The sequence below is a fragment of the Streptomyces sp. NPDC008238 genome, from assembly GCF_042956445.1.
Taxonomy (GTDB): domain Bacteria; phylum Actinomycetota; class Actinomycetes; order Streptomycetales; family Streptomycetaceae; genus Actinacidiphila.
The window spans coordinates 1-20922 of record NZ_JBIBGK010000006.1 but is presented as its reverse complement, the minus strand read 5'-3'; the positions used below and the strand labels follow the sequence as shown (position 1 = coordinate 20922).

Genomic DNA, 20922 nt, shown 5'->3' with positions numbered 1-20922 from the left:
TCTCCTCCCTCACTTCGCGAGCCTCAACTCGACTTCTGTCCCCTGCCCGGGCACCGACACCAGTTCCGCCGTGCCGCCGAGGTCCCGGAGCCTGCCGCGGATGGACTGGGCGACCCCGAGCCTGCCCTCGGACTCGGCGGCGGCGAGCCGGCCCTCGGGGATGCCGGGGCCGTCGTCGCGGACGCTGACCAGCACGGCCCCGGGTTCGTCCTCGACCAGGATCCAGGCATGGGCGTCCTCCCCCGCGTGCCGGCGGACGTTCTCCAGGGCGGCCCCCACGGCGGCGGCGAGTTCGCGGGCGGCGCGCGCCGGGACGAGCACGGGGGTGCCGGGGGCGGAGACGGTGACCCGGGCGCTGCCGTACGGGGCGAGCAGCACGCGCAGGTCGCGGGGCGCGTCCGGGTCCTGTCCCGCGTCGCCCCCGGGGCCGGCGCCGGTGCCGTCGCGGGGGGACGGCAGCGCGGCGGCGCCGTCGGTGACCAGGGTGCGCAGGGCGGACTCCTGCTCTCCCGCCATCCGCCCCAGGGCCTCGGCCTCGCCGCCGATCTCGGCGCCGCGGCGCTGCACCATGGCGAGCACCTGCAGCACGTTGTCGTGGATGTCCCGGGCCAGCCGCTCCCGCTCGCGGGTGGCGGCCTCGATCTGCAGGGCGCGGGCGAGGGTGCGCTCGCTGGCGCGGGCGACCTCGACGACGTAGCCGATGGCGATGCTGGCGATGGCGACCAGCAGCACGTTGTGGAGGGTGTCGCGGGCCGGGGCCCCGCGCTCGACGATGTTGGCGCCCCCGACGAGGCAGGAGGCGGCGGCGGCCCAGCGCCAGCCGCCCTTGATGGCGAAGGCGAGCACGGAGCCCGCGGTCCAGATCGACGGCAGGGTGGGGCCGCCGTCGAGGATGCGCTGGTGCGACTCGACGAGCGGGGTGACGAGGATGCCGGTGAGCGCGACGCCGAGGTCGGCGACGAGGAAGGGCCGGGTGCAGCGCTGGGGCGAGCTCACCTTGCCGACGGTGGCCAGGGTCCACACGGCGAGCACCGCCATGTAGGCCGCGCCCGCCAGGGGATGCTCGTGCTCGTCGTACGCGGCGGCGTAGAGCCCGACGGCGTACGCGGCGGTCAGCAGCCGGTAGCCGGAGAGGGCGCGCCACAGCGGCTGCTCGACGGACATGCGGGTGACGCGTGCGGGGCGTGCGGCGGCCGGCCCGCCGGTTCTCCGCCCGCTCGCGCCGGTCCTGTCCCCGGCCATCGGCCGTCCCCCCGTTCCCCCGGGCGCGTCCGGCTAGGACCCGCCGTGCTGTTGCTGCTTCTTCGCCGCCTCGGCGATCTGCCGCTTGGCGGCGGTGGCGTAGATGTCCACGTACTCCTGGCCGGAGAGCTTCATGATCTCGTACATCACCTCGTCGGTGACCGAGCGCAGGATGAAGCGGTCGTGCTCCATGCCCGTGTATCGGCTGAAGTCCAGCGGCTTGCCGATCCGGATGCCGGGGCGCATCAGCTTGGGCATGACCTGACCGGGCGGCTGGATCTTCTCCGTGTCGATCATGGCGACCGGGATCACGGGCGCGCCGGTCGCGAGCGCGATGCGGGCCAGACCGCCGGGCTTGCCGCGGTAGAGGCGGCCGTCCGGCGAGCGGGTGCCCTCGGGGTAGATGCCGAAGAGCTCGCCCGCCTCGATGACCTTTATCCCGCTGTTGATCGCGGCCTCGCCGGCCCCGCGCCCGCCGGAGCGGTCCACGGGGAGCTGGCCGACGCCCTTGAAGAAGGCGGCCGTCAGCTTGCCCTTGATGCCGGGCGTGGTGAAGTACTCGGCCTTGGCGATGAAGGTGACCTTGCGGTCGAGCACGGCGGGCAGGAAGAAGGAGTCCGAGAAGGACAGGTGGTTGCTCGCCAGGATCGCCGGTCCCTGCTTGGGGATGTGCTCGAGGCCCTCCACCCACGGCCGGAACGCGGCTCGCAGGGGATGGCCGATGGCGATCTTCATCACGCCGTACAACAACCGATGACCTCCTGTGTCTGACGGGAAGACCTTAACGCCAGATCCGCCGGTGCTCTCCCCCGGTGTCGGCCGTCCGCGTACTGTGAGGTATCGCTTTTCGCGCATTCCACCGAACAGGAGACGTACGGTGCCGCTGATGCCCGGAGCCGAGCCCTACCGCCACGACGGCGGTGAGGTCGGTGTCCTGTTGTGCCACGGTTTCACCGGCACGCCGCAGTCCATGCGGCCGTGGGCCGAGTACCTCGCGGAGCGGGGCCTGACCGTGTCCGTACCGCTGCTGCCGGGACACGGCACGCGCTGGCAGGACATGCAGCTGACCGGCTGGGAGGACTGGTACGCGGAGGCGGACCGGGAATTCCGCGCGCTGTCCGAGCGCTGTGACCGCGTGTTTGTCTTCGGAATGTCGATGGGCGGGGCCCTGGCCCTGCGGCTGGCCGCGCAGCACGGCGCCGCGGTCAGCGGTGTCGCCCTGGTCAACCCCTCGGTCAAGGCCGATAGCCACCAGCTGAAGGTCGTCCCCCTGCTGCGCCACTTCGTCCCCTCCGTGCCGGGCATCGCGAGCGACATCGCCAAGGAGGGCTCGAAGGAGGTCGGCTACGACCGCACCCCGCTGCGGGCGGTGCACTCGCTGAGCCGCTTCTGGACGCTGGTGCGGCACGAACTGCCGCAGGTGACGCAGCCGCTCCTGCTGCTGCACAGCCGCGTCGACCACGTGGTCCACCCGTCGAACTCGGCGGTCGTGCTGGGCCGGGTGTCGTCGACGGACGTCACGGAGACGGTCCTGGAGCGCAGTTACCACGTCGCGACGCTGGACCATGACGCGGAGACGGTCTTCGAGCAGTCGTACGCCTTCGTGGAGCGGCTCTCGGGTGCGGGAGAGCAGGCGCAGAAGGAGGACGCGGCCAGTGGCTGAGCCCGAGGAGGAGCGTCGGCACGTGCCGGAGGGCGAGGAGCCGGAGCGCGCGCCGCTGGAAGGGGAGTCCGAGCGGGCGCCGCTGGACGAGGAGTCGGCGTGGGCCGAACTCGTCGCGGCGTACGGCAAGGACCCCGAGCCCGGGACGGGTTCCTGGCCCGCGGCCGAGGACGTCCCGGCGACCGAGCGGGACGGCGAGGGCGAGCGGGACGCGAGCGAGGCCGCGACGGACCCGTCCGCGCTGCCCCCGAAGCCGGAGGCGACGCGGATCGTCCTGCACCCCGTGCTGTCCGGCCCCCGTGACTACGAACTCGACGAGGAACCGGACGAGGGCCACTACGAGCCGCCGGAGCCCCCGCCGCTCCCCGAGGCGGACGTGACGACGAAGTTCGCGTGGCTGGCCGCCGTCGGCGGGCCGCTGCTGATCTTCGGCTTCGTCCTCTTCCAGGAGCCGATGCCGTGGTGGGCGCTCACCGTCGGCGTCGGCGGCTTCCTCGGCGGCTTCGCCACCCTGGTGACGCGCATGCGCCCGGGCGGCGACGAGGACGACGACCTGCCGGGAGGCGGCGCCGTCGTCTGACGGAGGGCTCCCCGGGTTGTGGAACCCGGATCCGCGATACGGCGAAGTACGGGTGAAAGCCCAAGTCTTCGGAGTGTCGTATGGACGAGAGGAGCCCCGGTGACCGTGGAGCCAGGCGTCAGGGTGGGGCAGGACAGTGACGCCTCGGTGATCGAACGGTCCTGGGACGAGCCCGAGACCTTCGCCGTACTGTTCGACCGCCATGCCGGGTCGGTGCACCGCTACGCGGCGCGCCGGCTCGGCACGGAGGTAGCGGACGACCTGATGGCGGACACCTTCGTCATCGCCTTCCAGCAGCGGTTCCGCTACGACACGAAGCGGTACGACGCGCGTCCGTGGCTGTCCGGCATCGCGACCAACCTCGTCGGCCGGCACCGCCGCGCCGAGGCGCGGCGCTTCCGGGCGCTGGCCAAGCTGCCGCCCGCGGACGACGGGGGCGGCCGGGACGAGGCGCTCGCGGAACGGGTGACCGCGCGGGTCAGCGCCCAGGGCGTACGCCATGAGCTGGCCGGCGCGCTGGCCGGGCTGCCCGCCCGCAACCGGGACGTCCTGCTGCTGGTGGCCTGGGCCGACCTCAGCTACGAGGAGACGGCGCAGGCCCTCGGGGTGCCCGTGGGGACGGTCAGGTCACGGCTCAGCCGGGCTCGCAGCAAGGTGCGCGAGGCGTTGGGCGGTTCCGATCCGACAGCCTTCCGAGAGGGATCCCGGTCATGAACGAGCTGCACGAGCCCGGCGAGGCGTACGAGATGGCCGCCCTGAGCGAGTGGGACGCCGGCGCCGCCCCGCTCGGCGACGAGGCTCGGCGCCGTGCCCGCGCCCGTCTCCTGGACGCCGTCCACCCGGCGCCGCGGCCGTACGCCGCCGCCCCCGTACTGGGCCGCCGCCCGCTGCTGCGGCTGGCGGTGACGGGCGCGGCCGCAGCGGCGGCGGGCGCGGTGACGCTGGTCGCGGTCCGGGAGGCGGGGCGCGAGGATGCGCCGTGGATGCGTGCCGTCAGCGCGGCGACCGTCCTCAACGGCGCGGCCGCGCGCGAGCGGCGGAAAGAGAAGGGGCGGGTCGTGGCGCCCCGCGACGACCAGTTCATCTACACCAGAGAAATCATCGAGGAGACCGAGCAGGGCACCGGCCGGGTCAGGACGTACGTCGACGAGAACTGGCGGTCCGTCGACGGCTCCCGGCCTTCGTGGATCATGGAACTCGGCAAGGGCTGGTGGAGCGACCCGGACGAGGACGCCGCCATCCTGGACGACCCGCACGTCGAATCGGTGTCCACCTGGCCGCCCCAGGACTGGACGGTGCTCAAGAAGCTGCCGACCGATGCCGAGAAGCTGATCATGGCGGTGCAGAGTCGGTTGGGGCACCGCAGGAGCCCGATGGACCGGCTGACCCCGGAGGAGTGGTCGCACATCGAGTTCGGCCTCGCGGGCCTGCTGAAGCTCGTGCCGGTCATGCCGGTCGGCCTGCGGCCGGCGGCGTTCTAGGCACTGTCGCTGATCCCGGGGGTCAAGGCCGTCCCGGGTCAGAAGGACGCCAAGGGCAGGCCGGGCGTGGCGATCGTCTTCGACGATCCGGCGGGGGCCCGAGGCGGCTTCGGCAGCAACTTCGTCTTCGACGCCGAGACGTACGAGTTCCTCGGTTTCAAGGACGACCGCACCTCCGGAAGCCGGACCTTCGCCCAGTTCTCCTCGCTCGACCGCTGGGCGATCACCGACCGGGCGAGGCAGCGCCCCTGAGCGTGCCGTGTCAGGCGGACGCGGGCAGCCTGAGGGCGGCCAGGACCGGGAGGTGGTCCGTGGCCGTCCTCAGGTCGTGCGGGGTGACGCCGGGCAGGCCGTGCGGGACGCCGCAGCCGAGGACCTCGATGCCCGGGGTCGTGAGGATCGCGTCGATCCGCTGGTGCGGGTCCTCGGGGGTGGAGGTGTACTCGCCGCCCCAGGGCTGGACCGCCCAGGCGTCCTGCAGGTCGTCGGCGAGCCGGCGGAAGGTCCGGCCGTGGGGGCGGTCGTTGAGGTCGCCGCCGACGACCGCGTGGGGCTCGCCCATCGCGGCGAGCCGGTCCAGCAGCATCCCGCCCTGGTCGTAGCGTTCGCGGGCCTGGAGCGAGAGGTGGCAGCTGACGACGGACAGCCGGGCGCCGCCGACGCGCACGACGGCGGTGGCGAAGCCGCGCCGGTGCAGGCCGGGGGTGCGGGGCAGCAGCACGTCCTCGGCGCGTTCCACGTGCACCCGCAGCGAGGACAGCACAAGGGGGCCGGTGGCGGTGGCCCCGCCGGTGACGGGGACCAGGCCCGAGGCGCGGGCGAGGCGGGCGACGGCCTTGCGCCAGCGGAAGAAGCGCGGGGCCTCCTGGATCAGCGCCAGGTCGGGGCCGCAGGCGCGGATCACCCGGGCGAGCGCGGCGGGGTCGTCCCGCATCGAGCGGATGTTGTAGCTCAGCACGCGGACGACGGCGGAGCCGTCCGGCTCCGTACGGGACGCCGGCAACTCCGGCAGTGGGCCCTCGCTCACGGGCTCACTGTAGCGGCGCCCCGGTCGCGCGCGACGGCGGGACGGCCGGACGGCAGGGCTGCGCGTGCGCCCGGTCCCGGCGACGGAACCGGCGTGCGTGTGGTGGGCGCTGACGTCGTGCACCGCTGTCACGACGGCCTCGACGGCGCCGTCGGAGGTCCGCGGGATCGCCACCCCGGCCTCGGCGCAGGAGGAGTTCGGCGGAGACCCCCGCAGAGCGAGGCCGCCGCGGAGCACGGCGCGGCCCGGGCGGGCCCGCGCGGCGGCGCACCCCGCGCCGCCCGGAAAGGCGGGTGCCCCCGTTGCTCCCGGGTGGGAGCGACGGGGGCACCGGATGCCGTGCGGTGACCGCCGGGGCTAGCCCTGACGGGCGAGGTCGGCCGCGCCGACGAGGCCGGCCTTGCCGCCGAGCTGCGCGGCGAGGACCTGGGCGTGCGGCCGGTACTGACCGCCCACCAGCCAGCGGCGGAAGGACTTCCGGATGGGCTCCAGGACGAGTTCGCCCTCGTCCGAGACCCCGCCGCCGACGATGAAGGCGGAGGGGTCGAAGAGCGAGGCCAGGTCGGCCAGACCGGCGCCGGCCCAGCGGGCCAGCTCGCGGAAGGAGTCGACGGCGACCTTGTCCCCGTCGCGCGCGGCCCGGCTGATGTGCTGGCCCTGGATGCCCTCAGGCGTCCCGTCGCCGAGCGACAGCAGCAGCGCGGCGTTCTCCGGCTGGGCGACGGCCCGCTGCTTGGCGTAGCGCACCAGCGCCCGGCCGGAGGCGTACTGCTCCCAGCAGCCCTGGCTGCCGCAGCCGCACAGCAGACCGTCCGGCACCATGCGGATGTGGCCGAACTCGCCGGCCACGCCGAAGCGGCCGCGGCGCAGCTTGTTGCCGATGATGATGCCGCCGCCGAGCCCGGTGCCCAGGGTGATGCAGATGACGTCGTCGTGGCCCTGGCCCGCGCCGAAGCGGTACTCGCCCCAGGCAGCGGCGTTGGCGTCGTTCTCGACGACGACGGGCAGGCCGACGCGTTGCTCGACCTTGTCCTTCAGCGGCTCGTGGCGCCACCGGATGTTGGGCGCGAAGAGCACGGTGGCGCGCTTGTCGTCGACGTAGCCGGCGGCACCGATGCCGACGGCCTCGACCGTGTGGTTGGCGCTGACGTCGTGCACCGCTGTCGCGATGGCGTCGACGACGCCCTCGGAGGTCTGCGGGGTCGGCACCTTGACGATCTCGAGAATCGCGCCTTCCTCGTCGACCACGCCGGCCGCGATCTTCGTGCCGCCGATGTCGACGCCGATGGTGAGTCCCATGTATCCCTCAGTATTCGGTCGAGCCCCGCTGCGTCCAACCGTACCGGAGGGCGACCTGCGCCCTGTTCGGGCCCGATGTTCCGTGCCGGGTCCGTGTCGCGCCGTTCAGTCGAGGTCGATGCGTTCGCTCGGCGGGGTGTCCCCGCCGGAGGTCCAGCGGCGTTCCTGCCCGCTCACCGCGGCACGGTAGGCGGCCAGGAGTTCGGCGCCCGCGGCGGCGAGGTGGTCGAAGACCTCCGGGTTGCGCTCGACGATGGGTTCGACGGCCTGCTTGACCTGGGAGATCAGTCCCTGGGCGGCCATCTCCGCGGCGGGGCCGCGGAGCATGGACAACCGGTCGGTGACGGCTTCCGCGAGGCGCCGCAGCTCCTCGCCGGCGCTGCCGGGGGTCTGGCCGCTCTGCTGCCGCCGGCGGGCGTTCTCGGCGGCGATGTCTTCCGCGCTCGCCTTGGCCCAGGCGTCGGAATCGGTCTCGGGGCGGCCCGCGCGGTCCGTGGATTCGCTCATGGTGGCTCCGTAAGGCTCCGGCTTCGTACCCACGACGTTACCCGAACGGAGGCGGCGCTTTCAGCGCTCAGCGGGGCCAAAGACCGGGATCCGGTGCGAACCGGACCTGCAGCGCGCCGTCGCGGAGCGCCGCACCGGCCACGCTGCAGCGGCGCAGCGCGGAGGGCAGCGGGAGGATGCGGCGGTATCCCTCGGCGTCGACGACGAGTTCGTCGCCGCGCCGTACGAGGTCGACGGTGTCGCGTGTCGCGCCGGGCAGCGGCAGCCGCCAGAGGAAGTGGCCCTCGGAGGCGAGGCGGTCCTCGGTGGTCCACGGCGGCGCGGCGGGCCCCTCGGGCGCGTCGGCGGGCGGCTCGGCGGCGAGCCGGGCGAGGTCCTCGGGGCCGCGGGGTTCGCGTCCGAAGTGGGGCAGTTCGTGCAGCGCGGTGGGGGTGCCGGCGAGTTCCGCGCGCAGGGCCAGCACTTCCTTGCGGCGGTGGCCCGCCAGTTCGGCCAGCCAGGGGTCGGGGGAACCGTCGGGCAGCAGCCGGTTGGCGACCACGGCCTCGAGGCGGTGACCGTACAGGGCCAGTCCGGCGCGGGCCCGGCGCACGGCGTCGGCGGCGTACGTGCCGGGGGCCACGACCAGCCGGACGGTCGTGGCGGTGTCCTCGATCACGGCCTGGGCGGTGGCCAGTTCCCGGTCGGCGCGGGCGGCGGCTTCGTAGGCCCAGGCACCGGGCACGGGCACGCCGGCGAGCTGGGCCAGGACGGGGCGCAGGGCGCGGGCGGCCTGCCGTTCCCGGGGGATCAGCCGGGCGATGTAGCGGCGCAGTTGCTCGGGCAGCGCGAACGCGGCGAGGGCGTCGTGGACCGGCGGGAGGTCGACGACCACGAGGTCCCAGCCGCCGGCGGTGTCCCGCAGGGCGCGCAGCAGCGCGAAGGCGTCGGCACCGGGGAGTTCGGTGAGTTCCTCGGGGTCCAGCGGGGCCGCGCCGAGCAGGTCGAGCAGGGAGCCCAGGCGTTGCTGTACGGCGCCGGCGTCGGCCCGGAAGGCGGCGGCCGCGTCGACGCGGGCGGCCCACAGGCCCGGTACGGACGGGACCGGGGCGATGGGCGGGGAGGCCGCACCGTCCGGCCGCGCACCGCCGTCCCGGGCCGGGGCGGGCGCCGGGCCCAGCACCCTGTCCAGGGAGGCGTCGCGGTCGGCGGAGAGCAGCAGCACGCGCCGCCCGGGCGAGCTCGCGGCCACGGCCGTGGCGGCGGCGACCGTCGTGCGCCCGGCGCCGCCCGTGCCGGTGACCAGCAGCGTCCGCACGTCAGCCCCGTCAGCCCTGGGACTCGACGCGCTTCTTCAGGCCGGCGAGGGCGCGGTCGATGATGACCTTCTCGGCCTTGCGCTTGATCATGCCGAGCATGGGGATCTTGACGTCGACGGTCAGCTGGTAGGTGACCTCGGTGCGCTTGCCGTCCTCCAGCGGGACCAGGACGTAGGCACCGTCGAGGGTGCGCAGCATCTGGGACTTGACCAGGGTCCAGCGGACCTCGCTGTCGCCGGCCCAGGTGTAGGCGAGGGTGTGGTCGTCCTTGATCGCGCCCGCGTCCAGGAGGAGCCTGACCTGCTCGGCACGGCCGTCGCCGCCGGCGGAGAGGATCTCGGCCTCCTTCACCTCGCCGGTCCACTCCGGGTACCGGGCGAAGTCCGCGATGACGCCCATGACATCGGCCGGGGCCGCGTCGATCGTGATGCTCGACCTGGTGTGTTCCGCCATCGCCGTGGCCCCTCCGGGACGTCGCGTCGTACTGCTGTCGTATGTCTGCTGGTGAAGGCTACCGCTTGGCCGCGCGCCCGGAGACCGCCGGGGCGCTCACCACCCCAGCGCCCACGGCGTTCGGGTGGAGTTGAAGTGGCCGACGTTGACGCATTCGGTCGTCCCCAGGCGCATCCGCCGCACGAGCGGCTGGTGGACGTGGCCGAAGAGCGCGTACTTCGGCCGCGTCCGGCGGATCGCGTCGAGCAGCGCCTCGCTGCCGCGTTCGAGGCGGCGGGCGACGGTGTCGTAGCAGAGCTCGGGGACGGCGGGCGGGATGTGCGAGCACAGCACGTCGACCTGGCCGAGGGCCTCCACCTTGGCGGCGTACGTCTCGTCGTCGATCTCGTACGGGGTGCGGTAGGGGGTGCGCAGCCCGCCGCCGACGAAGCCGAAGACCAGGCCGCCGATCTCGGTGGTGGTGCCGTCGAGCACCGTGGTGCCGGGCCCGGCGTACTCCGGCCAGAGCGCGGGGATGTCGACGTTGCCGTAGGTGGCGTACGTGGGGGTGGGGAAGGCGGCGAACAGTTCGGCGTACTGCCGGCGTACGGCGGACTCGATGGCGGTGCGCCGGTCGGTGCCGAGCCCGGCCCACAGTTCGCGGTCGAGGGCGCGGGCCTCGTCCCAGCGCAGCGCGGTGCGCAGCCCCACCATCCGGGAGGCGTTCTCGACTCCGAAGAGGTCGGGGAAGATGCCCCGGGAGTGGTCGGCGTAGTCGAGGAAGAGGATCAGGTCGCCCAGGCAGATCAGCGCGTCGGCGCCGTCGCCGGCCTTGGCGAGGGCCTCGGAGGCACCGTGGACGTCACTGACGACATGGACCCGCATGACGATCACTCTAGGACGCCCCGGGCGGGCGCGGGGAGGGCGCACCGGGGCCTCGGTTACCTGCGGGTCACAGGGGGGCTCGACTAGGCTTCCGACCAGTGGATCCGCACTGTGCCGCGGTGGGAATCCGGCGTGTGACGACGATGTGACACACAAAACATCTACACGGCACCCCCTACCGCAGAAGCTTTACCGGTGGGTAACGTCCAGGCCGTCCGTTCCACGCTCAACCATGCAGTGGACGCAGCCAGCACCGCCGCCGGCGCCGATGAGGAGCAGCAGTTTTGCGCGAGTTCAGCCTTCCGGCCCTCTACGAGGTCCCGGCCGACGGGAACCTGACGGATCTCATCCGCCGCAACGCCGCTCAGCACCCCGAGGTCGCCGTCATCGCCCGGAAGACCGCGGCGGGCGACTGGGCGGACGTCACCGCCACCGCCTTCCTCGCCGAGGTCCGTGCCGCCGCCAAGGGCCTGATCGCCTCGGGCGTCCAGCCCGGCGACCGGGTGGCCCTGATCTCCCGCACCCGGTACGAGTGGACGCTCTTCGACTTCGCCGTCTGGAGCGCGGGCGCGGTCACCGTCCCGGTCTACGAGACCTCCTCCGCCGAGCAGATCGAGTGGATCCTCGGTGACTCCGGCGCCGTCGCGGCCGTCGTGGAGACCGAGGGCCACGAGAAGGCCGTGGAGTCGGTGCGCGACCGGCTGCCGCAGCTGAAGCACGTGTGGCGGATCGAGGCGGGCGCGGTCGAGACCCTCGGCGCGGCGGGCACGGACGTCGCGGACGCGACGGCGGACGAGCGCGGCGCCTGGGCCAAGGCGGACTCCCCGGCCACCATCGTCTACACCTCGGGCACCACCGGGCGCCCCAAGGGCTGTGTGCTCACGCACCGCGCGTTCTTCGCCGAGTGCGGCAACGTCGTGGAGCGCCTGAAGCCGCTCTTCCGCACCGGTGACTCCTCGATCCTGCTCTTCCTGCCGCTCGCGCACGTCTTCGGCCGGCTGGTCGAGGTCGCCGCCGTGATGGCGCCGATCAAGCTCGGGCACGTGGGCGACGTCAAGAACCTCACCGGCGAACTGGCCGCCTTCCGGCCGACGCTGCTGCTGGGCGTGCCGCGGGTCTTCGAGAAGGTCTACAACGCCGCCCGCGCCCAGGCGCAGGCCGGCGGCAAGGGGAAGATCTTCGACAGGGCCACCGACGTGGCGATCGCGTACAGCCGCGCGGTGGACTCGGCGAGCGGTCCCTCGCTGGGCCTGAAGTTCCAGCACAAGGTCTTCGACCGGCTGGTCTACAGCAAGCTGCGCGCCGTGCTCGGCGGCCGCGCCGAGTACTCGATCTCCGGCGGGGCGCCGCTGGGCGAGCGGCTGGGCCACTTCTACCGCGGCATCGGCTTCACGGTGCTGGAGGGCTACGGCCTGACCGAGTCCTGCGCGGCCACCGCCTTCAACCCCTGGGACCGCACCAAGATCGGCACGGTCGGCCAGCCGCTGCCGGGCTCCACGGTCCGCATCGCCGACGACGGCGAGGTCCTGCTCCACGGCGAGCACCTGTTCTCCGGCTACTGGAACAACGAGGCGGCCACCGCCGAGGCCGTCACCGACGGCTGGTTCCACACCGGCGACATCGGGACGCTCGACGAGGACGGCTACATCTCCATCACCGGCCGCAAGAAGGAGATCATCGTCACCGCGGGCGGCAAGAACGTCGCCCCGGCGGTGATCGAGGACCGGATCCGCGCCCACGCGCTCGTCGCCGAGTGCATGGTGGTCGGCGACGGCAAGCCCTTCATCGGCGCGCTCGTCACCCTGGACGAGGAGTTCCTGCCCCGCTGGGCCGAGCAGCACGGCAAGTCCGGCCGCGGCGTCGAGGAGTTGCGCGAGGACCCGGAGCTGCTGGCCGAGGTGCAGTCGGCGATCGACGACGGCAACGCCGCGGTGTCCAAGGCGGAGGCGGTGAAGAAGTTCCGCGTCCTGGCCGCGCAGTTCACGGAGGAGTCCGGCCACGTGACGCCCTCGCTGAAGCTCAAGCGCAACGTGGTGCTGCGCGACTTCGCGGACGAGATCGCCGCGATCTACGGCGGGTGAGCCCCCGCCGGCGACCCCGCTCCTGCTGACGGTGGCCGTCGTACGCCTCGCGCGTACGGCGGCCACCGGCGTTCCCGGGCCCTAGGTGATGCCGTCCTGGGCCAGGACCCGGGCCATGGTGCGCTCGGCCAGGGCGGTGATGGTGACGAACGGGTTGACCCCGATGGAGCCGGGGACGAGCGAGCCGTCGACGACGTACAGGCGGTCGTAGCCGTTCGCGCGGCCGTAGGCGTCGGTGGCGCTGCCGAGGACGCACCCGCCGAGCGGGTGGTAGCAGAAGTCGTCGGCGAAGACGCGGTTGCCGCCGAACAGGTCGTACCGGTAGATGGTGGCGTTGGCCCGGTTGACGCGGTCGAAGAGGTTCTTCGCGGCGGCGACCGAGGGCTGGTTCTGGGAGCGCGTCCAGTCGAGCACGGCGGCGTCGGTGGCCGGGTCGTAGACGAAGCTGCCGCGCTCGGGGTTCCTGGTGATCGCGAGGTAGAGGCTGATCCACGTCTCCAGGCCGATGGGGAGCGGGGCGATCTCGGCGAACACCGGGTTGGGGGCGTTGTCCCGGTCGTCGATGCCCATCACGGGGATGGTCGACTGGTGGGCGCCGGTGGGGTTCCACACGTGGTTGGCGCGGCCGAGCATGATGTTGCCGTTGCCCGCCCAGCCCTTGCCGACGGCGGGGCTGAGGTCGGGCAGGGCGCCCGTGTCCCGGGCGCGCAGCAGCAGTTCGGTGGTGCCGAGGCTGCCGGCCGCGAGGAAGAGGGCTCCGCAGCCGACCTCACGCGTGGCGACGACGGCGCCGGTGAGGTCGGTCTGCGCGACCGTGAGCACGTAACCGCCGTCGGGGTCGCTGCGGATCGCCCTGACGCGGCTGAGCGTCTCGATGGTGACCCTGCCGGTGCCGAGGGCGGCGGCGAGGTACGTCCGGTCGAGGCTGCGCTTGCCGAAGTTGTTGCCGTAGATGACCTCCTGGGCCAGGGCGGACTTCGTGGCGGTGCCCGCGGCCTCGCGCCGCATGTACGCGAAGTCGTAGACGTTGGGCACGAAGGTGGTGGCGAGCCCGGCCCTGGCGGCCTGGGCGCGCGCGACGCGGGTGAACCGGTACCACTCGGTGCCCTCGAACCAGTCGGGCGCGACGGTGTTGACGCCGAGCATGCGGTTGGCCAGCGGGAACCACGTGCCGTACATGGCGTCGGCGTCGACCTGCGGGAACACCTCGCGGAAGTAGCCGCGGTCCGGCGTGACGGCCATGCCGCCGTTGACGAGGGAGCCGCCGCCGACCCCGCGGCCGACGTAGACGGACATGCCGGGGTGGTCGACGCGGTCCAGGACGCCGGGGTACGGGGTGATGTCCTTGTTGACCACGTCGAGCCAGAGGAAGGTGGCGAGGGGGGCCGCGGTGCGGGTGCGGAACCACATGGAGCGCCGGTCCGGCGAGGCGGTGTCGCAGAAGACCTTGCCGTCGGTGGGGGACGGCGTGTCCCACGCCCGCCCCATCTCCAGTACGAGGGTGTCCACGCCCGCCTCGGCCAGGCGTAACGCCGCGACCGCGCCTCCGTAGCCGGAGCCGACGACGACGGCCGGTACGTGTCCGGCAGGTGCCCGGTCCGTCGCGGCGGCCGGGGAGAGCCCGATGCGGGTGAGTCCCATCACGGATGCCGTCTGCAAGGCTGCCATGCCCAGAATCTGACGGCACGTCAGGTTTGCTGTCATGGGCGCATCATGGGCGGAACAGCCGGTTCCGCCCATACCGCGCGCTCATGGTCTTCTACGGCTCACGGTCCTCTAGAGGCAATACCGGTGACTTTGAGCGCTTCTGTGTCGTTGTGTGGGTGTGCCAAGGCCCGGACAGGTGAAGTCGTCAGATGGTGAGCGGTTGTCGGATCGGATCGCGCTCGGGGTTTTGACGCGTGCGTTTCCCCCTGGGTTGGTTGATGAGGTGGTTGCGGCGTGCGGGCGGGTCGAACAGCGCCGCAGGCTGCTGCCGGCGCGGGTGGTGGTCTACTTCGTGCTGGCGATGTGCTTGTTCTCGGGGCAGGGCTATGAGGAGGTCGCTAGGCTTCTGACCTGCGGACTTGAGCACGAGCGACGCTGGGATAGGACGTGGCGGGTGCCGTCGACGGCAGCCATCGGCCGGGCACGTCTGCGGCTGGGTCCCGAACCGCTCAAGGCGTTGTTCGCGAGGGTGTGCCGGCCGGTGGCAGCCGAGACGACGCCTGGGGCCTGGTATGGCCGTTGGAGGTTGGTCGCAGTGGACGGGACCACCTTCGACTTGCCCGACACCGAGGCCAATGACGCCTTCTACGGCCGTCCGGCGTCGCCGCGCGGTCAACGGCGGGGCGCCTTTCCCCAGGCCAGGGTGGCCGCGCTCGTCGAATGCGGCACCCATGCGGTCTTCGCCGCCGAGGTGGGGCCACTGGCCGAGCACGAGACCGTCCTGGCCCGGCGGCTGTTTCCTTGCTTGACCGCGGGGATGCTGATGCTGGCCGACCGCGGCTTCGCCGGGGCCGACCTGTGGCGGGCGGCCACTGCCGGAGGCGCCGATCTGTTGTGGCGGGTGAAGAGCAGCGCGGTCCTGCCCGTGGTCAAGGCCCTTCCCGACGGCTCCTACCTGTCGGAGATCGTTGCGGCGCGGGACAAGAACCGCCGTGCCGACCCGGTTGCGGTCCGCGTCATCGAGTACACCCTCGGCTCCGGAACCGACGGCACGGTCTACCGGCTGATCACCACCATCCTCGACCCCAAGGACGCACCCGCAGCCGAGATGGCCGCGCTGTATGCCCAGCGGTGGGAGATCGAGACCACGCTGGACGAGATCAAGACCCACCAGGGCGGTCCCCGCCTGGTCCTGCGCTCCCAGCATCCGGCCGGCGTGGAACAGGAGATCTTCGCGTTCCTGCTGGTCCATCACGCCCTACGGGACCTGATGCACGACGCCGCACGGGGCGAGGGATGCGATCCGGACCGGATCTCCTTCACCCGCACCCTGCGCGTCGTCCGCCGCCACCTCACCGCTCAGGCGGCGCTTTCCCCCCTCGCGACTCATCCGATCCCTGGCTCAAGCCCTGCGTGAGATCCGCGAACGGCTCCTGCCACCCCGGCGGCTACGGTCCAACCCCCGTGTGATCAAACGCAAGATGGCCAACTGGAAACTCAAGCGGACCGAACACCGAAAGCTACCCAGCCCCGAGACACCAACCGTCACCATCTCCAAGCCGACCAGAACGCACCCGACTCGCAGGAAAGATTCCTAAATCACCGGTATTGCCTCTAGAGGAGGGCCTTGAGCCGGTCGGCGAGCAGATCCCACCGCCAGGCGTCCTCGACCCACTTGCGCCCGCGCTCGCCCATCCGGCGCCGCAGCTCCGCGTCGCCCAGCAGCGCCAGGATCCGCTCGGCGGCCTCCGCCGGCTCCCCGCCGCGCACCACCCAGCCGGTCTCGCCGTCCAGCACCGCGTCCGGCGCCCCGCCGGAGTCGCCCGCGACGACCGGCAGCCCGGTGGCCGAGGCCTCCAGGTAGACGATGCCGAGCCCCTCGACGTCCAGCCCGCCGCAGCGCGTGCGGCACGGCATGGCGAAGACGTCGCCGGCGCCGAAGTGCGCGGGCAGCTCCGCCCAGGGCACGGCCCCGGTGAAGCGCACCGAATCCGCCACCCCGGTCCGCCCGGCGAGCCGCTTCAGGTCGTCCGCGTACGGGCCGCCGCCCACGACCAGCAGGACGGCGTCCGGCTGCGCGGCCAGGATCAGCGGCATCGCCTCGATCAGGGTGTCCTGGCCCTTGCGCGGCACCAGGCGGGAGACGCAGACGACGACCGGCCGGTCGGTGAGCCCCAGCCGGGCCCGTACGGCCGCGCCGCCGGACGCCGGGTGGAAGGTCTTCTCGTCCACGCCCGGCGGCAGCTGCACCATGCGCCCGGCGGCCTCGGGTGTCAGCGCGCGGGCGATCCGCGACCGGGTGTACTCGCCCAGGTAGGTGATGGTGTCGGTGCCCTCGCCGATCCGCCGCAGCAGCGCGCGGCTGGCCGGCAGCTGCGCCCACCCCGCCTCGTGGCCGTGGGTGGTCGCCACCAGCCGGCGCGCCCCCGCCTTGCGCAGCGCGGGCGCCATCAGCCCGAGCGGGGCCGCCGCCCCGAACCACACCGACGTGCACCCGTGCTCGCGAAGGAGCCCGGCGGCCCGCCGGGTCACCCTCGGGGTCGGCAGCAACATCGTCGTACGATCACGTACGACCGGGAAGGGCTGCTCGGCGTCGAACGCGGCGACCTCGGAGCCGTCCCGCCAGGTCGACGCGTACACCACCACCCGGCCGGGATCGAGGCGCAGCGCCATGCTGTGCACGAACGCCTGGATGCCACCGGGGCGTGGCGGGAAGTCGTTGGTGACGATCAGGGTCTTGTCCATACGTCGCCGAGGGTATCCGGTGGGGTCCGCGGCAACCGACCGCGGTCCCCCGCGCGTCTGAGCTCCACACGCCTGTCCACGGGTGCGACCGGCATCGTGCATCATCACAGCAGAACCGATTCGACGAGGTGGACATGGCAGGCGACAGCGGCAAGCGGCTCCCGGTCGGGCCGGTCCTCGCCTGGGTGGCCACCAGGGTCCTCCTGCTGCTCTACGTCTTCAAGGTGCTGAGCCTGTCCCCGCTGGACGTGACGACCGACGTCTCGGTGATCTACCACGGCTGGTACGAGGTCCTGCGGACCGGGTCCTTCCCCCAGCACGACGTCACCTGGCAGTACCCGCCGGCCGCCGCGCTCGCGGTGCTCTCCCCCGCGGTGCTGCCCTTCCTCGACTACGCGACCGCCTTCTTCTGGCTCGCCTGCGTCGCCGACCTGGTCGCCTTCGCGCTGCTGCTGCGCGGTTCGCGCGGCGAGGGGCGGCGGGTGGCCGGGGCGTACGTGTGGGTGCTGGGCGTGCCGCTGCTAGGGCCCACCGCGTACGCGCGCTACGACGTCATGGTCACCGCGGTCGCCGTGGCCGCGCTGCTGGCGACGGTGCGCCGGCCCCGGGTCGCGGGCGCGCTGATCGCGTTCGGCGCGATGCTCAAGGTCTGGCCGGTGCTGCTGCTGGCCGGGGTCCGCGACCGCCGGATCTGGGCGGCCGCGGTGGCCGGGGCGGGCGTCCTCGCCCTGGGCTTCTGGCTGTGGACGCCGGGGGCCTTCGCCTTCCTGCGCTTCCAGGGCGAGCGGGGCACCGAGGTGGAGTCCCTGGGCTCGCTGGTCTTCCACATCGCCCGGCACCACGGCTGGCAGGGGCAGGTGCTGCTCAACTACGGCTCCATGGAGTTCCTCGGGCCCCACGTGGGCCTGGTGAGCGACATCGCGCTGGGGCTGACCGTGACCGCCTTCGCCTGGCTGCTGCTGTGGCGGCTGCGGGCGCGTACGTTCGACGCGCACACGCCCTTCGACGCGGCGTTCACCGCGGTGCTGCTCTTCACCACGACCAGCCGGGTGATCAGCCCCCAGTACATGATCTGGCTGATCGGGCTGGCGGCCGTCTGCCTCACGCTGCGGGCCAGCGTGATGGCGGTGCCCGCGGCCCTGGTGCTGGTGGCGACGGTGTTCACCCTGTACGAGTTCCCGGTGCGCTTCGGCGACGTCGTCGGCAGCACCGACCTCGGCATCACGCTGCTGCTGCTCCGCAACGGGCTGCTGGTCGCCGCCTCGGTCATCGCCTGCCGCCGGCTGTGGGTGGACTCGGCCCGTCTGCCGGAGAGGCCGCGCACGGCACCCGGGACACGTCTGCCGGAGCCCGGCCAGGACGCCGAGAAGCTGCTGACCTGGTGAAGGCCGCCGTCACGGCCAGGCACTGCAGCCCGGCGGCGACGGCCAGCGCCACGCCGACGCCCGTCAGCCCCAGCCCGGCCGGGCCGGCCAGCAGGTAGGCCAGCGGCAGCTGCACCGCGGTGCCGGCCAGGGTCACCGGGACGAGCAGCGCCGCCCCGCCGCCGCCCTGGAAGACGCCGCCCAGGGCGATGAAGCAGGCCAGCAGCACCAGGTACGGGCCCAGGGTACGCAGGAACACCGTCCCGGCCGCGGCCACCGCGGGTTCGGCGCCGAAGGCGGCCATGACCCAGGGCGCGGCGGGCAGCAGGAAGGCCGCGGCGGCGAGTCCGAGACCGGCCCCGAGCAGCAGTGCCTGGCGGCCGATCGCGCGCCGTTCGTCGCGTCCCGCGCCGAGGTGGTACGCCGTGTGGATGGAGGCGGCCTGGCGCAGAGCGTAGAAGCCCATCGTCGCGACGTACACCGCCTTCGTCGCGATCCCGTACGCCGCCACCTGGGCGACGCCCAGCCGGGCCACGATCGCCACCAGGGTCAGCGTGCCGGCCATCCGCACGAGGAAGTCCGCCGCCATCGGTGCCCCTGTCGCGGCGGTGCGGCGCAGCGCGGCCGCCACGGGTTCGGCGGGCGGTACGGTCGCGGCCCGCCGCAGCAGGGGGTCGCGGCGCAGCAGCGCCAGCCCGGCGGCCAGGGCCACGCTCCGGCCCGCGACGGTCGCCACGGCCGCGCCCCGCACCCCGAGGGCGTGGATCAGGAACGGGTCGAGGACGAGGATCAGCCCGCTCGCCAACAGGGCGAGCCGCATCGGGGTGCGGGTGTCGCCGGCGCCCTTGAAGACGCCGTCCAGGGTGTTCTGGGCGTAGAACACCGCCGTGCCCGGGAGCGAGACCGCGAAGTACGCCGCCGCCAGGCGGACCGACGCCGGGTCGCCGTGCCCGCCCAGCAGCAGGGCCGCCAGCGGCTCCCGGCACAGGAACCCGCCGACGGCCACGGGCGGGATCAGCAGCGCGCACAGCGCCCAGCCGCCGCGCACCGCCGCCCGGACGGCCGCCGGGTCCCGCGCCCCGGCGGCACGGGAGACCAGCACCGTCGTCCCCTGCGCGGCCGTCAGCACGATCCCGAGCAGCACGTTCTCGGTGTTCGTGGCCACCGCCACGGCCGCGACGGCCGCTCCCCCGCCGCCCAGCCGGGCCACCCACAGCACGTCGATGATCCCGGCGATGACGCCGGCGAGCAGTTCCAGGTAGACCGGGCCGGCCAGCGCGGCCAGCCGGGTGCGGTGCGTCATGGGTCCCCTCCCCAGGTCGTACCTCGTTTCGAGGTACCGCGCTTAGAGGTATCATCATGGGCCCGGACGGACAAGTCAGACCGCATGACCGGGAAAGGTGGCGAACGGTGCTGGAGCTCACGATCCTGGGCTTCCTGTACGAGGAATCCCTGCACGGCTACGAGCTCAAGGAGCGCATCGCCGCACTCAACGGCCACGTCCGGCCGGTCAGCGACGGCGCCCTCTACCCGGCCATCAGCCGCCTCACCGCGGCCGGTCTGGTCAGCCAGCACACCGAGCCCGGCGTCGGCGCCGCACCCCGCCGCGTGCTCTCGCTGACCGACGCGGGGCGCACACGGCTGCTCGCCCGGCTCCGCGACCCCAAGCCGATCGAGATCACCGACGCCACCCGCTTCTTCGCCGTACTAGCCTTCCTGAGGCACCTCCCCGACGCCGCGGCCCAGGCCGCGGTGCTGCGGCGCCGCCTGGAGTTCCTGGAGACCCCGGCCAGCTTCTTCTACGACCGCGGCAGACCCGTGCGCGCCGAGGAGACCGCCGACCCCTTCCGCCAGGGCATGCTCCGCATCGCCCGCGCGACGGGTCGCGCGGAGCGCGAATGGCTCGCGGAGGCCCTGGCGGACCTCGCCGCCTGAGCGCGGGGCCGCGCGTGTCCCGGTGCGCCCGGGCGGGCCGCACGGCCTGGGCTCTGGCCCACAGCAGCCGGACACGCGAGCGCGACGGGTCGGGTCGCGGGGCCTCCGGCTCCGGCCCGCGCGCCGAACCGCGGCGTGCACGGCTCACGACGGCCCGCACCGGCCTCATGCGCGCAGGAGGAAGCCCCGCAGCCCCGCGGCAGCCGACCGCGCGGGCGCGAACGCCGGGCGCGGACGGGCCGTGAGGGCCCGCGTGGTCGTCATGGCCCCCTACGCGGACCGCCGTAACCCCGGGGACGGACGGGAAGTGGTGCCCCCAGGGTCCGGCCCGCGCTCCGTGCCGCGGCACGGAGGCGGCACGCACCGCCGTCCGCACCCCCGCCCGAGGCCGAACGGCCGCAAGGGCGCGCGGGCTAGTGGCTTGTCACGCAGCCTTGGCCGGGTAATTGGTCCAGGTGCGGATCGGTGAGTCGGGGGCGAAGTTGGTTTTCGGGTCGGCGCGGGCGTTGCGCCAGCGGATGTAGGCGCCGATGGCGGCGTTCTGCTCGCCGTGGCTGCGGTGGTCGGTGCCGTTGAGGGCGAAGTAGCGCAGGGCCGCGAACTCGGATTCGATCCAGTTGAGCCACGATCCGTAGGTGGGCAGGAAGACCAGCTCGACCTGGTGGGCGGCCGCCCATGCGCGGACGTTGGGGTGCTTGTGTGGGGAGAAGTTGTCGAGCACGACGTGCAGCTTCTC

General features: G+C 73.3%; 21 protein-coding genes. 9 read left to right on the top strand and 12 right to left on the bottom strand.

From position 1 onward, the window contains the following. Positions 1-9 precede the first annotated feature (9 nt). Together macS and ACFZAU_RS15935 are read right to left on the bottom strand one after the other, a co-directional pair. Positions 10-1164 carry a MacS family sensor histidine kinase gene (gene macS, locus ACFZAU_RS15940; protein WP_500552658.1) on the bottom strand — a complete coding sequence of 385 codons (1155 nt, stop codon included), beginning with the start codon at positions 1162-1164 and terminating at the stop codon, positions 10-12. 111 nt (positions 1165-1275) lie between these two features. Beyond that, a complete protein-coding gene (locus ACFZAU_RS15935) occupies positions 1276-1989 on the bottom strand; it encodes a lysophospholipid acyltransferase family protein (RefSeq protein WP_499607979.1) in 714 nt (237 codons plus the stop codon). Between the two features lie 130 nt (positions 1990-2119). Here ACFZAU_RS15935 and ACFZAU_RS15930 point away from each other — a divergent pair, with 130 nt between their 5' ends. The 5 genes from ACFZAU_RS15930 (at position 2120) to ACFZAU_RS15910 (ending at position 5218) form a co-directional block, all read left to right on the top strand. Beyond that, positions 2120-2905, top strand: a complete 786-nt coding sequence (locus ACFZAU_RS15930; RefSeq protein ID WP_500552657.1) for an alpha/beta hydrolase — start codon at positions 2120-2122, stop codon at positions 2903-2905. Then, on the top strand, positions 2898-3485 hold the full coding sequence (locus ACFZAU_RS15925; RefSeq protein ID WP_500552656.1) for a hypothetical protein: 588 nt from the start codon (positions 2898-2900) through the stop codon (positions 3483-3485). The genes ACFZAU_RS15930 and ACFZAU_RS15925 overlap by 8 nt, the downstream gene beginning before the upstream one ends. A 99-nt stretch (positions 3486-3584) precedes the next feature. Beyond that, complete coding sequence (locus tag ACFZAU_RS15920) at positions 3585-4199, top strand: RNA polymerase sigma factor (protein ID WP_500552655.1); 615 nt, start codon at positions 3585-3587, stop codon at positions 4197-4199. Further along, positions 4196-4966, top strand: coding sequence for a CU044_5270 family protein (locus tag ACFZAU_RS15915; RefSeq protein WP_500552654.1), 771 nt, complete (start codon positions 4196-4198; stop codon positions 4964-4966). Before ACFZAU_RS15920 ends, ACFZAU_RS15915 begins: the two co-directional genes overlap by 4 nt. Before the next feature lie 66 nt (positions 4967-5032). Then, positions 5033-5218: a hypothetical protein gene (locus ACFZAU_RS15910; RefSeq protein WP_500552653.1), complete on the top strand. Its 186-nt coding sequence runs from the start codon at positions 5033-5035 to the stop codon at positions 5216-5218. A gap of 10 nt (positions 5219-5228) precedes the next feature. On the opposite strand, the gene ACFZAU_RS15905 is transcribed toward ACFZAU_RS15910, so the two are convergent. From ACFZAU_RS15905 to ACFZAU_RS15880, 6 genes are all read right to left on the bottom strand, one after another. After that, the gene (locus ACFZAU_RS15905) at positions 5229-5993 is read right to left on the bottom strand and encodes an endonuclease/exonuclease/phosphatase family protein (RefSeq protein WP_500552652.1); all 765 of its coding nucleotides are present in this window, start codon (positions 5991-5993) and stop codon (positions 5229-5231) included. Positions 5994-6350: 357 nt separating this feature from the next. After that, positions 6351-7292, bottom strand: a complete 942-nt coding sequence (locus tag ACFZAU_RS15900) for an ROK family glucokinase (RefSeq protein WP_499607674.1) — start codon at positions 7290-7292, stop codon at positions 6351-6353. A gap of 105 nt (positions 7293-7397) precedes the next feature. Continuing rightward, complete coding sequence (locus tag ACFZAU_RS15895; RefSeq protein WP_499607671.1) at positions 7398-7799, bottom strand: DUF5304 family protein; 402 nt, start codon at positions 7797-7799, stop codon at positions 7398-7400. Between the two features lie 67 nt (positions 7800-7866). Beyond that, positions 7867-9096 (bottom strand): ArsA family ATPase, encoded by a 1230-nt coding sequence (locus tag ACFZAU_RS15890; RefSeq protein WP_500552651.1) that lies wholly within the window; start codon positions 9094-9096, stop codon positions 7867-7869. Positions 9097-9106: 10 nt separating this feature from the next. Further along, the gene (locus ACFZAU_RS15885) at positions 9107-9550 is read right to left on the bottom strand and encodes an SRPBCC family protein (RefSeq protein ID WP_499607665.1); all 444 of its coding nucleotides are present in this window, start codon (positions 9548-9550) and stop codon (positions 9107-9109) included. Positions 9551-9646: 96 nt separating this feature from the next. Further along, positions 9647-10414, bottom strand: coding sequence for a metallophosphoesterase family protein (locus ACFZAU_RS15880; RefSeq protein ID WP_500552650.1), 768 nt, complete (start codon positions 10412-10414; stop codon positions 9647-9649). Positions 10415-10698: 284 nt separating this feature from the next. Between ACFZAU_RS15880 and ACFZAU_RS15875 the strand changes: the two genes are divergently transcribed. Beyond that, positions 10699-12495 carry an AMP-dependent synthetase/ligase gene (locus ACFZAU_RS15875; RefSeq protein ID WP_499607661.1) on the top strand — a complete coding sequence of 599 codons (1797 nt, stop codon included), beginning with the start codon at positions 10699-10701 and terminating at the stop codon, positions 12493-12495. 81 nt (positions 12496-12576) lie between these two features. On the opposite strand, the gene ACFZAU_RS15870 is transcribed toward ACFZAU_RS15875, so the two are convergent. Beyond that, positions 12577-14199: a GMC oxidoreductase gene (locus tag ACFZAU_RS15870; RefSeq protein ID WP_500552649.1), complete on the bottom strand. Its 1623-nt coding sequence runs from the start codon at positions 14197-14199 to the stop codon at positions 12577-12579. A gap of 121 nt (positions 14200-14320) precedes the next feature. Between ACFZAU_RS15870 and ACFZAU_RS15865 the strand changes: the two genes are divergently transcribed. Beyond that, positions 14321-15559: an IS4 family transposase gene (locus ACFZAU_RS15865; protein ID WP_500552823.1), complete on the top strand. Its 1239-nt coding sequence runs from the start codon at positions 14321-14323 to the stop codon at positions 15557-15559. Positions 15560-15756: 197 nt separating this feature from the next. On the opposite strand, the gene ACFZAU_RS15860 is transcribed toward ACFZAU_RS15865, so the two are convergent. Next, positions 15757-16887: a glycosyltransferase family 4 protein gene (locus ACFZAU_RS15860; RefSeq protein ID WP_500552648.1), complete on the bottom strand. Its 1131-nt coding sequence runs from the start codon at positions 16885-16887 to the stop codon at positions 15757-15759. A gap of 134 nt (positions 16888-17021) precedes the next feature. Between ACFZAU_RS15860 and ACFZAU_RS15855 the strand changes: the two genes are divergently transcribed. Continuing rightward, a complete protein-coding gene (locus tag ACFZAU_RS15855) occupies positions 17022-18272 on the top strand; it encodes a glycosyltransferase 87 family protein (protein ID WP_500552647.1) in 1251 nt (416 codons plus the stop codon). Here the strand turns inward: ACFZAU_RS15855 and ACFZAU_RS15850 are convergent. Next, a complete protein-coding gene (locus tag ACFZAU_RS15850) occupies positions 18154-19554 on the bottom strand; it encodes an MATE family efflux transporter (protein WP_500552646.1) in 1401 nt (466 codons plus the stop codon). The genes ACFZAU_RS15855 and ACFZAU_RS15850 overlap by 119 nt on opposite strands. A gap of 107 nt (positions 19555-19661) precedes the next feature. Here ACFZAU_RS15850 and ACFZAU_RS15845 point away from each other — a divergent pair, with 107 nt between their 5' ends. Then, positions 19662-20186: a PadR family transcriptional regulator gene (locus ACFZAU_RS15845; protein ID WP_500552645.1), complete on the top strand. Its 525-nt coding sequence runs from the start codon at positions 19662-19664 to the stop codon at positions 20184-20186. Between the two features lie 424 nt (positions 20187-20610). Here ACFZAU_RS15845 and ACFZAU_RS15840 read toward each other — a convergent pair. Then, positions 20611-20922, bottom strand: a 312-nt coding sequence (locus tag ACFZAU_RS15840) for a transposase (RefSeq protein WP_500552644.1), incomplete at its 5' end; no start/stop codon positions are given.

Excerpts from the sequence above, each read along its gene's own strand:
- macS (WP_500552658.1), bottom strand. The coding sequence starts at position 1,164 with ATGTCCGTCGAGCAGCCGCTGTGGCGCGCCCTCTCCGGCTACCGGCTG.
- ACFZAU_RS15915 (WP_500552654.1), top strand. The coding sequence starts at position 4,196 with ATGAACGAGCTGCACGAGCCCGGCGAGGCGTACGAGATGGCCGCCCTG.
- ACFZAU_RS15900 (WP_499607674.1), bottom strand. The coding sequence starts at position 7,292 with ATGGGACTCACCATCGGCGTCGACATCGGCGGCACGAAGATCGCGGCC.
- ACFZAU_RS15895 (WP_499607671.1), bottom strand. The coding sequence starts at position 7,799 with ATGAGCGAATCCACGGACCGCGCGGGCCGCCCCGAGACCGATTCCGAC.
- ACFZAU_RS15885 (WP_499607665.1), bottom strand. The coding sequence starts at position 9,550 with ATGGCGGAACACACCAGGTCGAGCATCACGATCGACGCGGCCCCGGCC.
- ACFZAU_RS15880 (WP_500552650.1), bottom strand. The coding sequence starts at position 10,414 with ATGCGGGTCCATGTCGTCAGTGACGTCCACGGTGCCTCCGAGGCCCTC.
- ACFZAU_RS15870 (WP_500552649.1), bottom strand. The coding sequence starts at position 14,199 with ATGACAGCAAACCTGACGTGCCGTCAGATTCTGGGCATGGCAGCCTTG.
- ACFZAU_RS15860 (WP_500552648.1), bottom strand. The coding sequence starts at position 16,887 with ATGGACAAGACCCTGATCGTCACCAACGACTTCCCGCCACGCCCCGGT.
- ACFZAU_RS15855 (WP_500552647.1), top strand. The coding sequence starts at position 17,022 with ATGGCAGGCGACAGCGGCAAGCGGCTCCCGGTCGGGCCGGTCCTCGCC.
- ACFZAU_RS15850 (WP_500552646.1), bottom strand. The coding sequence starts at position 19,554 with ATGACGCACCGCACCCGGCTGGCCGCGCTGGCCGGCCCGGTCTACCTG.